Raw genomic sequence first — 15,845 nt, 5'->3', positions numbered from 1 at the left:
ATGAAAAAAATATTATTGTTTTTAGCTTTTATTTCCTTTCATTCAATGGCTAATTTTTCCGGTCATTGGGTAAATGAGAGCGACTCACAATCGTTAGCATTGGATTTAGTCGAAGATAGTACTCATCTTGTTGGAAAATACTGCTTTATAACTAATAACGGAAATAGAATTGACTGTTCAGAGGATAATGATAGAAATATTAGCGGTATAATCAAAGATAATGTTGGAGTTGTGGACTTTGAAAGTACATTTGGAGGCATTGGTCAGGCAACGATATCAATTGAAAGGAATGTTCTTAAATATACCATCACTAATCCCACTCCATTTGTAAATGCTAATATGTCTGTGCCTAAAGTGATATTATTTAAAAAAACAGAGCAGATCTCAGGAAAAGAACCCTCAGCACATGAAAAATACGATGCTGATGTTATAATTCGATCGCCAACTGGAGGGAGTTTAACTTTTTCACAGAAAAAAAATGGTGAGCAATATGATGGTAACTCATGGGGGGAAATTTTATTTTCCAATAAAAATTACTCTGCTGATCTCAGTCGGGATGACCGTTTTTACATTGAGGATGGCTCTTCAAAAGTCTCACCCTCAGGAAAATACCTGATTGTTAATAGTGTCTCAAGTGGAACTGTTGAGTTCGGAGATGGAACGTCGAAGTATACAGAAAGGGCTTATTGTAGTGTTGTTGATATGAGCAATGGTTGTATTGTAAGTGACTGGGATGGAGAAGCATGCGGATATACCTGGACTGAAGGGAAAGATGTACTGGCCAGTTCTGAAGAAGTTGGTGCTGATATTTTTGATTTCAATTCTATGCGGCCTTCAATTATTAAATTGAAAAACAAACTTTCTTCGCTTGATGCCAGAGGTGCAAGTAACTTGCTCCGTTGTGATGCCCCCTCCATAGAAAATATAGATAAATACCAACAATTAGCAAGGGAGAATAAAATTAATAAAAAAATTGCATTAGATGCAATATTATCATTCTTGCACAGCCGTAAAGAAGAATCATCAATTATTGAAAGGGCAAATTTATATTCCGCCCCGAACAATAGCAGCCAAACTAAAAATTACCTGATCCCAGGTGATAAAATAAAAGTAATACAGTACTCATCAGATAGGAAATGGGTGAATGTAGGTTACATTAATCCCAAAAACATACCCCTAATCACTTGGATCAAGTCCGATACTATAGCCCAATGATTTTATAGAGAGGGGATGAACGCAAAATTATCACCCCCTCGCTTAATCAAAAAGCAATTTCACATTTTATCGTTATCGTTTGTTCGAGATCAGGTTCACTCACTAATTTCGAAAAAATCAAATATAACCTAACAATGAGACCTTAAAGAATGCTCCAGATTATCCGAAAAGGCGATAAAACCTCTCACGGTGGTTCAGTTATGACCGGTTCTGCCGCAATGATATTTGGCGGGGTTGGTGTGGCACGTAAAGGTGACAAAGTTTCATGCCCAATACCAGGTCATGGTCCTACAACGATCATAGAAGGTAACCCGGAGTACCTTGATAACGGGATTCCGGTAGCCTTTCACGGCCACAAATGCGGTTGCGGCTGCACACTAATCAGTTCTTTTGTACAAGCGAAGGTTGCCTGAGTATGCCCGTCTTGCTGGATGCCATCCCTGAGAAGGCGACGAAGGTGCAGCGACCCGATACCCGCCGCTGGATGCTGGTCCTGGCATTTTTCATGTCAGTAGGGGTCGTGTTAGCGCTCTGGAACTGGACGACGGAGCGAACAGGTTTTATTTTCTGGTTTACTGCGCTGGGATTGCCCTTCTGCACATGGGGACTTCTTTTCTCCCTTCGACGGTTCGCATATAAAGCAGAGCAGGTTGGGTCTGAGTCCCGGAATGTGGAACGAGAGAAATTAATTGAATGTGAAACGCGCCGGGGTCAGCGCTGCGCGTGGATACTCGGTACTTGCATTCAACATATTTCCGGCAATAAACCAGGTATGCTGGGTAATGCGGTTATGCATCCCACACCGACAACCGGGATATCCACGCCACGTGGAGGTACCGCTGCCGTCAGATATGCAGCCCTCACGGCCTTTCAGACCGACTTAGAGAACGAAATCATTTCTACCGCGTCCACGCTCGTTGCCCATGTAAAAAAAATTACCGACACCCTACCGAAGGATATTCCCTGCTGTCTGATGCTGGACTGCGAGGACGATATCCTAGAACAGGTGGAGAAACACCTCAAAAATGAACTCGCTGCAAAAACAGGACGGGTTTTCAGGCTTCTTGCGGGCAAAGGTCTTGCAGCGTTTGATGCCTGGCTGGATAACCGATGGGAGCATCCGGGCATTCTTGTCGCAGTGACGTTTTCATTGCCAACGCAGCCTGATGAAGATGACGCTGATGCAATTACTCTTGTGGTACTCAGCAACCGTAAGGCTGCTGGCTACTCAGAGGCAGTATGCCTTCATCGTCCTGAAAAGGGTCTTGAACACACGCTGGGAAAAACACTGCAACGGGCAATATTGTGGGCCGGGAAGAGTTCTGAAGCACTAAATGCTGGCTGGCATACCGGGCCAGTCACATCCAGGGGAAGCGCGTGGAATAAAGCCTGCGAAGATAACGGAGTGACGTTTAGCTTGTCAGAAGACAATCGCAGTATTGATCCGGCTCTGGGATATGCTGGTCGTGCAGGCCCCTGGCTTGCCATCATTCTTGCCTCGGCAGTCTGTAAAAAGAATGGCGATCAAGTTATCGCCGCACAACCCGCCGCTGACAAGGACGATATCTGGGTCGCCGTCATCACCAAAGAAGAAGTTCGCAAGGAATCGCCTAAGAATGTCTAAGGTAAAAGTAAAAACTCTCATCGGCTCCGTTGTGACTGTCGCCTTTTTTCTGACGGTCATCGTTGCATTTCTCTTTTACGGCTTTCCGGAAAATGTCGCCTCGGCCACGGGATTGGGACCATATGACGGGCAACAGATCCTCACGTTCTGTGCCATCCTGGTTGCCGCGATGCTTTTATTCGGCTGGCTGATTGAGAAGGCCTTCGACTTCGCCGGTAAATCGGGACTGTATTTCCACTGGGGTCAGAAAAAGGCTCAGATGGTTGCCCCGGCAACAGGCACCATTGCGAGCGAAGATGATGAAGAAGAACCTGTCTTCAGTGAGGATGCCGTTTCTGAGCATCTCCGTTTCCGCTATGGCCGTCGCTGGCAGCGTAAGGTACGTATCCTCCTGGTGATGGGTAATCCGGATGAGGTCCATAAAGCTGCCCCGGGCTTATGTGCTGACCTCTGGCAGGAAGGCGACGGAAATGTGCTGATATATGGGGGCGATACCCAGTCTCTTCCGGATGAGATCTTCCTTTCAAAACTGAAACGTTTGCGTTCCAGCCATCCAGTAGATGGCATTGTTCAGGTGCTGAATTCCTCGTCACTTCCGACGGATGTTGAGCGGGATGCATTTTTGCGCAGCCGCCAGAAAGCAGACCACCAGCTGGGATGGCAGGCACCCGTCTGGCTGTGGCTGACTGATAAGGCTACCGGTGCTCAGCCAGAAGCGCAGCCGCCTGCTATCGGTGCGATTTTCGGGCTTGGGGGAACACCCAAGGCCGCAAATGAGGCCATTCAGACCCTGATCCCACGGCTTCGTAAGGCCGGGGTAGCACAGGTCGTGAATGATTCGACACATGACGGCCTGCTACAGCTCTCTTCCCGTCTGCAAAATGAGCTGAAATCCAGTCTGAACGCATTACTCAACGTGTTAATGCAGGGGTCTGCCGCCTGGCGCCTTCGGGGTGTCATGTTCAGTCCAGAACTCTCAGTAGCGGGAGCCATACCTAACACGCGTCTTGATACCCCTGGCTGGACGGCGGTTACTGATGATTGTGGTGCCGTCAGCGCCAAAAAACTGGGCTATGACTGGCGGAAAGTGCTACGGCTCATCCTGCTTGCTCTGATTGTCTTATGGGGTGCAGGTACCTTGCTGTCTCTCGTCGTTAACCGGGCTCAAATCTATCAGGCGCAGGAGACGGCCAGGCAGGCGGCGGATGCCGCATTACCGCTGACTGAACGCCTGCGTAACCAGCTCGTGCTCCAGCAATCCATTGCCCGTCTGCAAAATCGTGAAGCCACGGGTGCCCCGTGGTACACCCGTTTTGGTCTGAATCAGGACAGCGACACGCTGGCCGCGCTCTGGCCGTTATATGCAAAGAACAACACGCAGCTGATGAGGGATGCCACCGCAGACCATCTGAAGCAACAGCTGACCGCCTTTGTGAAGTTACCACCGGCCAGTGACGCCCGCACACAGGGCACTCAGCATACCTACGACGCACTCAAAAGTTATCTGATGCTGGCCCGTCCGGATAAAGCGGACGCGAGCTGGCTGGCAAAAAACATACTGGTAGCCTGGCCGAAGCGTCAGAATGTACCGGATGGCACATGGCAGGACCTCGCGCCCAAACTACTGGGCTTTTATGCGCAAAACCTCCCGGCTCATCCGGAATGGAAAATTAAGCCTGACACTGAATTAATCAGCACTGTCCGTCAGATCCTGCTCAAACAGATAGGACAGCGTAACGCTGAATCAAGCCTGTATCAGGACATGCTTAAGCGCGTGGCCAGCAACTGGCCTGATCTAACACTTGAAGATATGACCGGCGACACCGATGCCTCAACGGTATTCAGCACAGACGAAGTCGTCCCGGGTATGTTTACCCGCCAGGCCTGGGAAGAGCAGGTTCAGGATGCAATTGACGAGGTTGTCAAAACCCGCCGTGATGAAATCGACTGGGTCCTGACGGATAAAACCCATCAGACAGGAAGTGATATCTCCCCGGAAGCGCTGAAGACGCGTCTGACAGAACGATACTTTACCGATTTTGGTAACGCCTGGCTGAACATGGTCAACAGCATTCAGTGGCAGGAAGCCATATCACTTTCCGAAGCGATTGCCCAGCTCAGTCTGATCGGTGATGTCCGCCAGTCGCCGCTGGTGGCACTGATGAACACTCTGGCCTGGCAGGGAAAAACAGGGCAGAAAGGTGAGGCACTGGCTGATTCGATAGTGGACTCAGCGAAAAAGCTGATCGGTCAGAAAAAAAATGCCAGACAGTTTATTGAGCAGGCACAGGGTCCTAAAGGTCCGCTCGATGGCGTGTTTGGACCGCTGATGGGGCTGATGGAAGGTAAAGAGGGCACCGGTTCCAACGGTAACCTCAGTTTCCAGTCCTGGCTTGCCCGCGTCACGCAGGTACGCCTGAAACTCCAGCAGGTTACCAGCGCCCCGGATCCGCAGGCTATGTCGCAGATGCTGGCCCAGACCGTGTTCCAGGGCAAAGCTATCGATCTGACCGATACCCGCGATTACGGCAGTCTGGTTGCGGCGAGTCTGGGGCAGGAGTGGAATGGATTTGGTCAGTCGTTATTTGTGCAACCGCTTGATCTGGCCTGGCGGCAGGTACTTGCCCCGGCTGCGGGTAGCCTCAATACCCGCTGGCAGACGACCATTGTAGATCAGTGGAATAAGGCCTTTGCGGGACGGTACCCGTTTAAAGCCACCGGTAGCGATGCTTCCCTGCCGCTGCTGGCTCAGTTCCTGCGTAGCGACTCGGGTCGAATCACTACCTTCCTGAAAACGAATCTCGGCGGGATCCTCCACCAGGAAGGGAATCGCTGGGTCGTTGATCCTTCCGCAAGTCAGGGGATGGTTGTCAGTCCGGATTTTCTCCGGGCGATTAATCAGCTGGCGGAACTCTCAGATATCGTGTTCTCTCAGGGCGATGCAAGTGTTCACTTCGAACTGATGTCGCGTCCTTCACGGGATGTTGCCAGAGTGCAGCTTACCCTCGATGAGCAGAACCTGGATTACTTCAATCAGATGGAAAGCTGGCAAAGCTTCACCTGGCCAGGTAATACGTACTACCCGGGCGTGTCGCTCAGCTGGCGTAGTGTAAACAACGGTATGCGGCTCTATGCCAACAACCAGGGTAACTGGGGTTTCATTCGACTGCTGGACAAGGCCATCATCACCCCGCTTGATGCCAGCCGTACACAACTGGTGTGGACCGCCGCCGACGGCACCCCTCTGCAGTTTGTGATGCGCAGCGAGCTCGGCAACGGCCCTCTGGCGTTACTGAAGCTACAGGGATTCAAGCTGCCAAACGCTATCTTCAACGTCGCCGCTGGCGCAGAAGAGCTCCAGTAACGATAGGTGGGAAAACTCATCCGGCGCTGGCTTTCGCAAAACAGGTTAAAGGCTGGTCCCCGAGTATTTTCAGCAAATTGGAACGATGTCGTGAATCTGAATCCTCAACCCTTTTAGGACCTTTCGGCCTGGCAATCAGGGAAAACACTTCTCCAATACGATGAACCTCTCTTCCGGGTCCACAGAGAAACTCGCCAGACCGACGCACTGTCAGGGGAAATGCTTCACCAATCGCCATTCTGGAGATTCTGGCTAGTTTTCCGGCTGACACGGTCTTTGCTGAGAGCCAGGATTCGCTTTCCCGCGTGCACATTCCGATGGGGATGAAGTATCTCGCGTTAACCGATCTTGTCTCCACGGCCATCAGTCAGCAGGAAAAGGGAATCCATGGATTCTGGCACGTAGTGCTGCCGGTACTGTTCTGGCTTTTCTCGGAAAACAACGAGTGGGGAAGTAAGCGGTAAATTAAATGATAATTTTCTTTTTACATAAAATCCCACACTCGAGATTTTATGCTTTTAAAAAACATGTGGTATATATGATTTTAAATTTTATCAGTCGTTTTTCATACCGGTTGGTAGGTACTTGCAACCTATTATTTTTAATGTTTGGATTTTCATCCTATGCTTCAGAAAATATACCTAAAATATCATCAACGGTAGACGGCTTGCATATTGTCGCTATTAATAAATTGCCATTAGCACCTCAGGAAGCATCAACTGACGAGCCTGTATTAAATTGTGATAGAGATCCTCCCGTAAGTCCCGAGGGAAAAGCTGTTTCCGCTCTGGGATGGAAAGTGATTAATGAAGTCTCTAACGGCGATTTGACTATTGTTGGTTTTTTCAGCAAAGGTGAGGACGGTACGAGCGGGTCCTGCTTTGTCAAAAATGGAAATGTGGCAATTTATAGCAAAGGAGCTCTTCAGGCTTTAATTTATGGTGATGAAATCACCGATGACTCAAACTCGCTTTTGGGTGCAGTTTCCAAAACCAACTTGAATAACACATTTCGACTGAGAGAGTTTTTTCCGGGTATGCCCGCCGTCGCTGATTTGTTCTATGACGGTAATGTTGCTCGCGTTCAACCGATTGCACCAGTAGAGCCATTTTGTAATGGGATAGCACCTGTACCAAACATTTATGGGAAAGATATTAAGAGTGCCAGAAAATTGCTCAAAAATTATGGATGGAAGCCTGAAAATATCGAAACAGATCAGGGCGACTCCATTGCCAAAGAGTTAAATGCTGAAGGAGTTGTCGAAGTAGATTCATGCTCTGGGACAGGATTTGGCTTCTGTAGCTTCGATTATCAACGTGAAGGTGGGATCTCTTTGAATGTTATTACAATGGGGGATAATTATACAGTAACCGATTACAGTGCCAACTGTCCGGAGCAGTGATCAATAGATATGTTTAACTTTTAATTTAGTAATGAATAGGGAAATAAATGAGTTCACCGGAAGCCCTGTTATCAGCATGCACCCCTCGTCAGGAAGAGCAGCAGCGCCTTATTACCCGGGCATCCGATGCTCTTTCACTCTGGGATAATTGGTTATCACCGCTCAGCCCTGAGCAGGAAACCGGTGACGATCCGGCCTACGACGACAACTTCCAGCAGATGCGGGAAGAGATTAATAAACTTTCCGGTACTGACCCGGAGCAACTCTGTGCGCTGGCAGAAAAGGTACTTTGTGAAAGTGCCAAAGATATCCGTGTGGTGACCTGGTACATTCAGGCCCGACTGAGCCGCGATGGAGAGAAAGGGCTGGCGGAAGGTTTGTTACTGATGGTGGCGATGTTGTCACGCTTCGGCAGGCTTTGCCATCCACAGCGCCCTAATGCGCGGAAAGCTGCTCTTGAGTGGCTCAGCAGTGCAAAGGTTCTCGATGCGCTGTCGCTTTGGCCGGAAGTGGATCGGGATGATACCGCACTGACCACGGGAGCAATCAGCCTGTTATCTGCTGCCGTCGCTGACTGGCCTGAGAATGAGAAACCCTCTTTCGCCGGGCTATGTAGCGCTCTGGAAAACCGCCTTGCGCGTTCCGGTGGTATAGAAGCGCTGATCCCGCAGAACAGCAGTGCCCATGAGGCCGGGCAAGATCCTGTCCTTTCTCAGTCACCCCAGTTGTCCACCGTCAAGTCCGGGCGGGATTTGCTCGATCAGGCAAAGTTACTCTCCCGTTGGCTTGGTGAACAGCCTCAGGGCTGGCTGGCCTCCCATCGGCTGATGAAAACCGTACGCTGGGATACGATCGATCAGATCCCCCCGCTGGACAGCAGTGGCCGTTCTCGCCTGGTTCCGCCGAAACCGGAGTACCGGGCACAACTAAAACGACTGTATCTCCAAAAAAACTGGGCAGAGCTGGTGGAGCAGGCCAGTCAGATGTACTGCGAAGGGGTGAACCATTTCTGGCTCGATCTCCAGTGGTATCTCTGGCAAGGACTCAGTCATGCCGGTCAGCCATGGGAGACCTGGTCTGATTCGATTCTCTTGGATCTGCGCCTGTTTCTTAAGCGCATGCCAGGGCTGGAGGGGCTGGCATGGAATGACGGCACCCCGTTTGCCGATGAAGTAACCACAAGCTGGATAGCTGAAAAGGTGAATGAAGACGCGCTGCTATTTGGTGATGAACCGGCAACGGTAGCAAGCGGACAGGGAGACGATGTGCTGTTACTCGAATCTGAGGCAATGGAAAAAGGTGACAGTGAAAGCCCCGAGGCAGCCCTGACCTGGCTTCAGAACCGGCCGGGACTGGATACACCCCGACACCGCTGGCTGGTGCGCCTGCTGATGGCCCGGGTCGCTGAACAATACGGACGTAACGAAATGGCATTGCATCTGCTGGGCGAGCTGACCGCCAGCGCCCCGCAATTGACGCTGGGTGACTGGGAGCCCGGTCTGTTATTTGAAGTCCAGGCTCGCCGCCTGAAGCTCCTGCGTATGAAAGCTGGTCGCAGTGAAAGTGATAAAGCCCGGCTGATGCCCGAGATGGATAGGCTCCTGGCGGGTCTGATTGCCATTGATCCTGCACGTGCAATGGTGCTCTGTGGCTAAATTTTTGTTTGATAACTTTCAGGAACTCCGTGCATGGATGACTTAACCCTGCGCTATTTTGAGGCCGAAATGCGCTACCTGCGTGAGGCCGGTAAAGAATTTGCCCGAGCGCACCCGGACCGGGCGGCGATGCTCAATCTGGATAAACCCGGCGCTCGCGATCCTTACGTAGAGCGTCTTTTTGAAGGCTTTGCTTTCTTGATGGGGCGTTTGCGTGAAAAGCTTGATGATGATCTACCGGAATTGACTGAAGGGCTGGTGAGCCTGTTATGGCCTCACTACATGCGGACCATTCCGTCGCTTGCCATCGTTGAGTTTTCCCCTGAATGGCAAAGCCTTCGTCAGACTGAAATGCTGGCGGAAGGTTTCTCGGTTCTCTCGCGTCCGGTGGGGGCGCACAAAACTGCCTGCCAGTACCGGACCACGCGGGATGTGCCTTTGCAGCCATTGCACCTTGCCGATGCGCGTCTGCATACCGAAACCGATGGGCGCTCCGCTATCCGCTTGCGTTTCGAATGCCCAGAAAAAGTGGACTGGAGCAAAGCCGGGATCGACAAGGTTGCTATTTTTCTTAATGCCGAAAGCCCGATCAGTTCCGCCTTGCATCTGGCGATGACCCGCCGAGTTCATGCAATGTATGCCCGTCACGCCGGGACCCGTACGGAACGACACAAGTTTGATGGCTGGTGCAAGCCGATGGGCTTTGACGACAATGACAGCCTTTGGCACAAAGCCGATTCTGCCTTCAGTGGATATCAACTGCTGCTGGAATATTTCAGCTTCCGGCCAAAGTTTATGTTTGTGGAGCTGCGGGGCCTTGAAAGCATTGGGCTTAGTGCTGGCAGCACCTGGTTTGAAATCGACATTGTGCTCAGTGAAGCATGGTCATCAGACCTACCATTTGAGACGGAAAACTTTCGCCTGCACTGTGCGCCGGTCATTAACCTCTTCACGCTCGAAGCCGACCCGCTGACGCTTAACCCGCTGGATAATGAATACCTGCTGCGTCCGCTGCGCCTGCAGGACGGTCATACAGAAATTTACAGCGTCGATAATATCCACGGGGCGGTAAAACTCGGTAAGCACCTGTATGTCCCGTTTACCAGCTTCCGGCACCGGGGCGGCATGATGCGGCACGATGCGCCAGAGCGTTATTACCACACCCGGGTAAAACGCGGTGCATCCGGCCTGTATGACACCTGGCTCATTCTGGGAGGGCGTTCTTTCGAACTGGATCAACTGTCCGAGAAGCCAGAATCACTTTCGATGCGGATCACCGGCACCAACGGCCAGCTCCCGCGTAAGGCACTTGAAAGTACATTACTGGACAGGGTAGTCAAAGCAGGGAAAGTCCCTGTCAGGGTGCTGAATGTCTCCGCACCGACGATGCCCCTTTATCCTCCGGCAAATGACCGTTTCCACTGGCGGGTGATGAGTCATCTTGGCTCTAATTTTCTCAGCATGATGGATAATCCTGAAGTACTGCGAGGGACGCTGGCGCTGTATGACTGGACCGACGACGAGATGAACCGACGTCGCCTTGAAGCCATTGTTGCGGTGAAGCACACGCTCATCCGACGCTTTGAGAAGGGCTTTATGCTGCGTGGCGTGGACATTGAGGTCACGCTGAATATGGACAACTTTGCAGGTGAGGGCGATGTGAATCTCTTCGGCGAGATGCTGCACCGCTTCTTTGCGTTGTACGCGGATATTCACCTCTTTAACCAGCTCACGTTGGTACTGCAACCGACAGGGAAACGACTGCGATGGAACGAGAATCACAGCCAGCACGTACCAGGCTGACGTTAGCCCTCAATAAGGACATCTGGCGCGCTAACTTTTATCGTTTCTGCCAGTTGCTGGAGCAGGAAAACCCTGACTCACCGAAGCTCGGGGCCACCAGCCATCCGGCAAACGATCCGGTGCGTTTTCGCCCGTGGCCGGGGATGGGATTTCCGGTCAGCACGCTGAAAACGGTTGAAACCGATGAAGATCATCCCGAGCGGCCACCGACCGTGCGCACCACTTTTCTGGGGATGTATGGCGTGGACTCGCCACTTCCCACTACGTATCTGGACGATATTGCACAGAGCCGGGAAGGGCATGAGGCCGTCACTTCGTTTCTGGACATATTCAGCCATCGAATCACCACCCAGTATTACCGAATCTGGCGCAAATATGCATACCCGGCCACGTTTGAGGGGGGAGGGCGTGACGCCACTTCCCAGTGTCTGCTGGGGCTGGTGGGACTCGGAATCCCGGGCACGGCTGAACAGGTGGCAACACCTATTTCCCGCTTCCTTGCGCTGCTGGGCACCATGCGGCTGCCTACCCGCAATGCGGAGGGTATTCGGGCACTGGTCAGCCTGCTGGCCCCTCACACCCGGGCAACCATAACGGAACCCGATCCGGTCAAAGTGCATATTAATCAACGCAGTGGTTTGGGGGCGGGAAATCGCGTTCAGCTTTCACAGCGAGCAACACTGGGAAAAACCGCCAAAGAAGCATGCAGTCGGGTGCTGGTGATCCTCGCCACGGAAGATCCTGAGGAAGCAGAAGGCTGGTTACCCGGCGGTCATCTCCATACCGACCTGTTGGTCCTGATGCGCGTTTATCTCGGTTACCGCAGTGATGCGCGTTTACGCCTGACCGTGCCGGTGCGACTGCTGCCCGAGCCGCGTCTGGGCAAAGGCCGGCGTATTCAACTGGGGCGTACCGGCCTGCTCGGGCTGAAAGACGGCAAACTCAGCGATAACCGCGAAACCCTGACTGTCAGTCTGGGTTGCTATGAAGGGCTGCATTGCCAGGTGCTGCTATCAGCTGAAGACGGGCGCTACCGTTTCTATTAATTACGCACTTTCTCCCTCTACAAGGAAATTTGAATGGCGACAATAACCCGCTGGTGGGCACTGACGCTTATCGTCTGCGGCCAGCTGACAGGCTGCGGTCTGACCCAGACCGTTACGGACGGTACAGTCAGTCTCACAAAATCCATCTTTTATAAAAAGATCAAAACGCTGCATCTGGATCTTACTCCACGCACGGCAATCAATGCTGATGGTGCACAAACCCCGCTGGCAACCATGGTGCGGGTTTATCAGCTCAAAGACCGGCAAGCCGTGGATGCCGCAGACTATCAGACGCTGCTGAGTAATGCCGATACCGTGCTGAAAGAGGATGTGCTGGCCTCAAAAGAGCTGCTGGTGATGCCCAATGGCAGCGTGTCGCTCAATATGCCCATGGATGAAAACGCGCAGTTCGTGGCGGTAGTTGCCCTGTTCAATCGCCCGGATATAAAGAATAACCGCTGGCGGATGGTGCTGACACGTGACGATCTTGACCCGGACAAAGCGCGCACTATTGAGCTCGGTGATGGCTGGCTCAGCCTCGTGCCGGTAAAGGAGTGACGTATGGATAACGGGTTAGCCCTTTTTGACGGACAGACGCGGTATTGCCTGGAGATTAACGACAGTACTGTGCAGCCGGATGTGCTGAATTTTCGCGGACGGGAAGCGCTGAGCGAGCCGTTTAGCTGGGACATCGAGTTCACCACACCGCAGGCAAACATTGCCCCGGAACAGGTGCTGATGAAATATGCCTCGTTGCGGATGCGTGGCGGCAAGAATGTCCACGGCATTATTACCCGCCTGGAATGGCTTTCCACCTCAAAGGATCAGTCACATTACCGGGCCACGCTCAGTTCCCGAATGACGCTTCTGGGCTACACCCGGCAATGCGCCATCTACCAGAATCAGTCCGTCCCGGAGGTGGTGGAGCAGGTTATGCGCAAACATGGCCTGGAAGGCCCGGATTTTGAATTTCGTCTGGAGCGCAGTTACCCGTCACGTGAGCTGATTACCCAGTGGCGGGAAACGGATTTGCAGTTCATCCAGCGTATTTTGTCTGAGGTGGGGATTTACTGGCGTACGGTGATGGACGACGTGCGCGGTCTGGATACGTACATACTGGCCGACAGCCAGCTCAGCTACCAGTTTGATGTGCATCTCCCGTACAGCGAGCCTTCGGGCCTGTTTGACGGCGCTGCAGAGTCGGTCTGGGATGTGCGCACCTGGCACAACATCGCCACCGGCACCGTCGCCGCGCGGGATTACAACTACCGGACAGCCAGCACGCCGATGGATGCTGCGGTCAGCGTACGTAATGATGCGGTCACCACCGGGGAGCATTACCGTTACGCAGCGCCTTATCTCGAAGCCGGGGATGACTCCGCTCCGGAGCCGGAAACCGAAAGCGGGGCGTTCTACGCCCGGCTTCACCACGAGCGGGAGCTTAACAGGTCGGCCCGTATTCACCTGTTCAGCAATGCTTCACACCTCACACCCGGGCAGGTGCTGGAGCCGCAGGACGACGTCATTACGGCCCTGGAGGAAGGTGTGGTCCTCACGCTGGTGACATTCCGTGGAGCCCGTGATTCCCGTCTGCACGTATCGGTCTGGGGAATGCCTTATACCGAGCGTTACTGTTTCCGCCCGGTTGAAATCCCGCGTCCGGTCATCCACGGCACGCTTCCGGCGCGTATCGAAAGTCGTGAGAAGAACGACATCTACGCGCATCTGGATGACCATGGGCGCTACCGGGTGAAGCTGGACTTCGACCGGGAAGGCACGGATCCGGGTTACGGCTACCTGTGGCTGCGGATGGCGAAACCATATGCCGGTGAAACGCTGGGCTGGCATACGCCGCTCATCGACGGGACCGAAGTGGCGATTGCGTACAGCAACGGCGATGTTGATCTGCCGTACATCGCGTATGCACTGCACGACTCTGAACATCCGGACCTCGTGAACCGGGACAATCACAGCCGCAATATCCTCAGGACGCCTGCCAACTCAAAACTGCGGATGGAAGACAAACGCGGCGAGGAGCACATCAAACTCGCCACGGAATACGGCAAGACGCAGCTCAACAGCGGGCACCTGGTGGATAACAAGGGGGAGTCTCGCGGCACCGGCACCGAATTGCGCACCGACGAGTGGGGCACGATACGCGCCGGGAAAGGGCTGTTTGTCAGCGCAGACGGTCAGCCAAAAGCCCGGGGCGACGCGCTGGACAGGGATGCAGCACTGAAAGAAATCCAACAGCTCAATCAACATCTGCAACAACTGGAGATAGCTGCCGAAAAAGCTCAGGCCCTGAAGGCGGATATCGACGGCCAGATACAGATGTTTGAAGAGCGCCTGAAGCCGCTCAACGAAGCGGTTCTGTTCTCCGCCCCGGAAGGCATGGCCCTCACCAGCGGCGAGCATCTGCAAATTGCGGCCACGAAGAACGTCGCCATCAACGCCGGGGGGGATATCAGCGTCGGGGTGATGGGCAATATGACGGCGCTTGCCGGGGAGAAACTGGGGCTGTTTGCCCGCACCGGTCAACTGAGCCTGAAGTCCGGCGGAGGGCCAATCGATGTCCAAGCGCAAAACGCCAGTATGCGGTTGTTCGCACAGAAGAAGCTGACGCTGAGCTCGGCGAGCGACATCTCCTTTGTCGGGAAAAAACGTATCACGCTGATCGGCGGCGGAAGCTACCTGAAGCTTGAAGCCGGGAAGGTGGAGTACGGCACCACGGCGACGTATATGCGTAAGGTGAAGCGGACGATGTTTGCGGGGGCGGCGACGTTGCCGCTCAATATACAGAAATTGCATCCTGCTATTACCGATAATATTTGCATCCCTTGCCTGCTGAATGCCATTAAATCAAACAGTGCCATCGTGCAGGGAGCATGACTATGGATACTACTGCATTACTCCACGCATTACCTGATAAAAAAGGTGCGCATACTTATCTGCTGTTTGAAGCCGGGGCACAGGTCATTGAAGATTTTCGGGTATTTCAATCAGAACATACCTCAAATATGTACTCACTGTATATCCATCCGCAACTGGAAGAATTTCAGTCGTACGGTCCATGGCTTCTGGAAGTGAAAAATAAAAATCAGTTACTGGAGTATCTGGAAAATCTTCCGGGGATTACTGGAATTATTATTGCAAATCGACATCTTTCTTCTGTGGCGATTCAACTTTCCAGAGGTTGCGTGGTTGTCGGGCCGGATAATAACACCTCACTGATGCGCTTTTACGCACAGCATGTTGTTAAGGTTCTGGCGTTATCAGCAGAAAATGACTGGCACGCTTTTTTATTCCGGGATATTGGGCAGTGGTGGGTACCCGGGAACGATGAATGGGAACAAATCACTATTCCTGCGTCTACGACTTCAAATCCTTCTGATCACGTGGTACGCCTGGACAAAGAGGTCTGGCAACAGATAACGGACAAACCAGAAATCAGCAGCGTATTAACGCAATGGCAGAAGATGCCTTCAAGCCAACATTTTCCACATTGCACTCAGCGTGACATGGTAATTAAGGCGCTCAGAAAAGCGAAGGATGCAGGTATACCAGAGGGTTCAGACAGCAAACTGTATGCGCTTTACTATCTCAATGGTGGCAAAATGGTGCTCGAGTCGGATGAGATGCAAATATCGTTGCAGCAAGTGAGTCTTGGAAAGATATCTCTTGAACAGATACTGACAACATTTACCGCGTGAAAAAGCATTGCAGGGAAACAATA

At 52.4% G+C, this 15,845-nt stretch carries 12 protein-coding genes; all 12 read left to right on the top strand.

Annotated features, from left to right (window positions below; genetic code table 11):
• The 12 genes from F153LOC_RS03315 to F153LOC_RS03265 all read left to right on the top strand — a co-directional run bounded on the left by F153LOC_RS03315 (position 1) and on the right by F153LOC_RS03265 (position 15,822).
• Positions 1–1,215, top strand: coding sequence for a hypothetical protein (locus F153LOC_RS03315; protein ID WP_233210343.1), 1,215 nt, complete (start codon positions 1–3; stop codon positions 1,213–1,215).
• 149 nt (positions 1,216–1,364) lie between these two features.
• Complete coding sequence (locus tag F153LOC_RS03310) at positions 1,365–1,628, top strand: PAAR domain-containing protein (RefSeq protein ID WP_102103616.1); 264 nt, start codon at positions 1,365–1,367, stop codon at positions 1,626–1,628.
• Between the two features lie 2 nt (positions 1,629–1,630).
• Entirely contained in the window at positions 1,631–2,839 is a 1,209-nt protein-coding gene (locus F153LOC_RS03305) for a hypothetical protein (RefSeq protein WP_102103617.1), read from the top strand.
• Complete coding sequence (locus tag F153LOC_RS03300) at positions 2,832–6,203, top strand: ImcF-related family protein (RefSeq protein WP_102103618.1); 3,372 nt, start codon at positions 2,832–2,834, stop codon at positions 6,201–6,203. The genes F153LOC_RS03305 and F153LOC_RS03300 overlap by 8 nt, the downstream gene beginning before the upstream one ends.
• A gap of 305 nt (positions 6,204–6,508) precedes the next feature.
• Positions 6,509–6,667, top strand: coding sequence for a hypothetical protein (locus F153LOC_RS21590; protein ID WP_158238448.1), 159 nt, complete (start codon positions 6,509–6,511; stop codon positions 6,665–6,667).
• A 5-nt stretch (positions 6,668–6,672) separates the two neighbouring features.
• Positions 6,673–7,605 (top strand): PASTA domain-containing protein, encoded by a 933-nt coding sequence (locus F153LOC_RS21490; protein ID WP_146003451.1) that lies wholly within the window; start codon positions 6,673–6,675, stop codon positions 7,603–7,605.
• A 47-nt stretch (positions 7,606–7,652) separates the two neighbouring features.
• Positions 7,653–9,260 (top strand): type VI secretion system protein TssA, encoded by a 1,608-nt coding sequence (gene tssA / locus F153LOC_RS03290; protein WP_102103620.1) that lies wholly within the window; start codon positions 7,653–7,655, stop codon positions 9,258–9,260.
• A gap of 33 nt (positions 9,261–9,293) precedes the next feature.
• On the top strand, positions 9,294–11,063 hold the full coding sequence (tssF, locus tag F153LOC_RS03285; protein ID WP_102103621.1) for a type VI secretion system baseplate subunit TssF: 1,770 nt from the start codon (positions 9,294–9,296) through the stop codon (positions 11,061–11,063).
• Positions 11,027–12,109: a type VI secretion system baseplate subunit TssG gene (gene tssG, locus F153LOC_RS03280; RefSeq protein ID WP_102103622.1), complete on the top strand. Its 1,083-nt coding sequence runs from the start codon at positions 11,027–11,029 to the stop codon at positions 12,107–12,109. Before tssF ends, tssG begins: the two co-directional genes overlap by 37 nt.
• A 33-nt stretch (positions 12,110–12,142) precedes the next feature.
• Positions 12,143–12,667 carry a type VI secretion system lipoprotein TssJ gene (gene tssJ, locus F153LOC_RS03275; RefSeq protein WP_102103623.1) on the top strand — a complete coding sequence of 175 codons (525 nt, stop codon included), beginning with the start codon at positions 12,143–12,145 and terminating at the stop codon, positions 12,665–12,667.
• A gap of 3 nt (positions 12,668–12,670) precedes the next feature.
• Positions 12,671–15,001, top strand: coding sequence for a type VI secretion system Vgr family protein (locus F153LOC_RS03270; RefSeq protein WP_102103624.1), 2,331 nt, complete (start codon positions 12,671–12,673; stop codon positions 14,999–15,001).
• A 2-nt stretch (positions 15,002–15,003) separates the two neighbouring features.
• Positions 15,004–15,822, top strand: coding sequence for a DUF4123 domain-containing protein (locus tag F153LOC_RS03265; protein WP_102103625.1), 819 nt, complete (start codon positions 15,004–15,006; stop codon positions 15,820–15,822).
• The last annotated feature ends 23 nt before the right edge of the window (positions 15,823–15,845 follow it).

Source organism: Lelliottia sp. F153 (assembly GCF_002870005.1).
GTDB classification, from domain to species: Bacteria; Pseudomonadota; Gammaproteobacteria; order Enterobacterales; family Enterobacteriaceae; genus Enterobacter; species Enterobacter nimipressuralis.
This window is presented reverse-complemented; position numbering and strand designations above follow the sequence as displayed.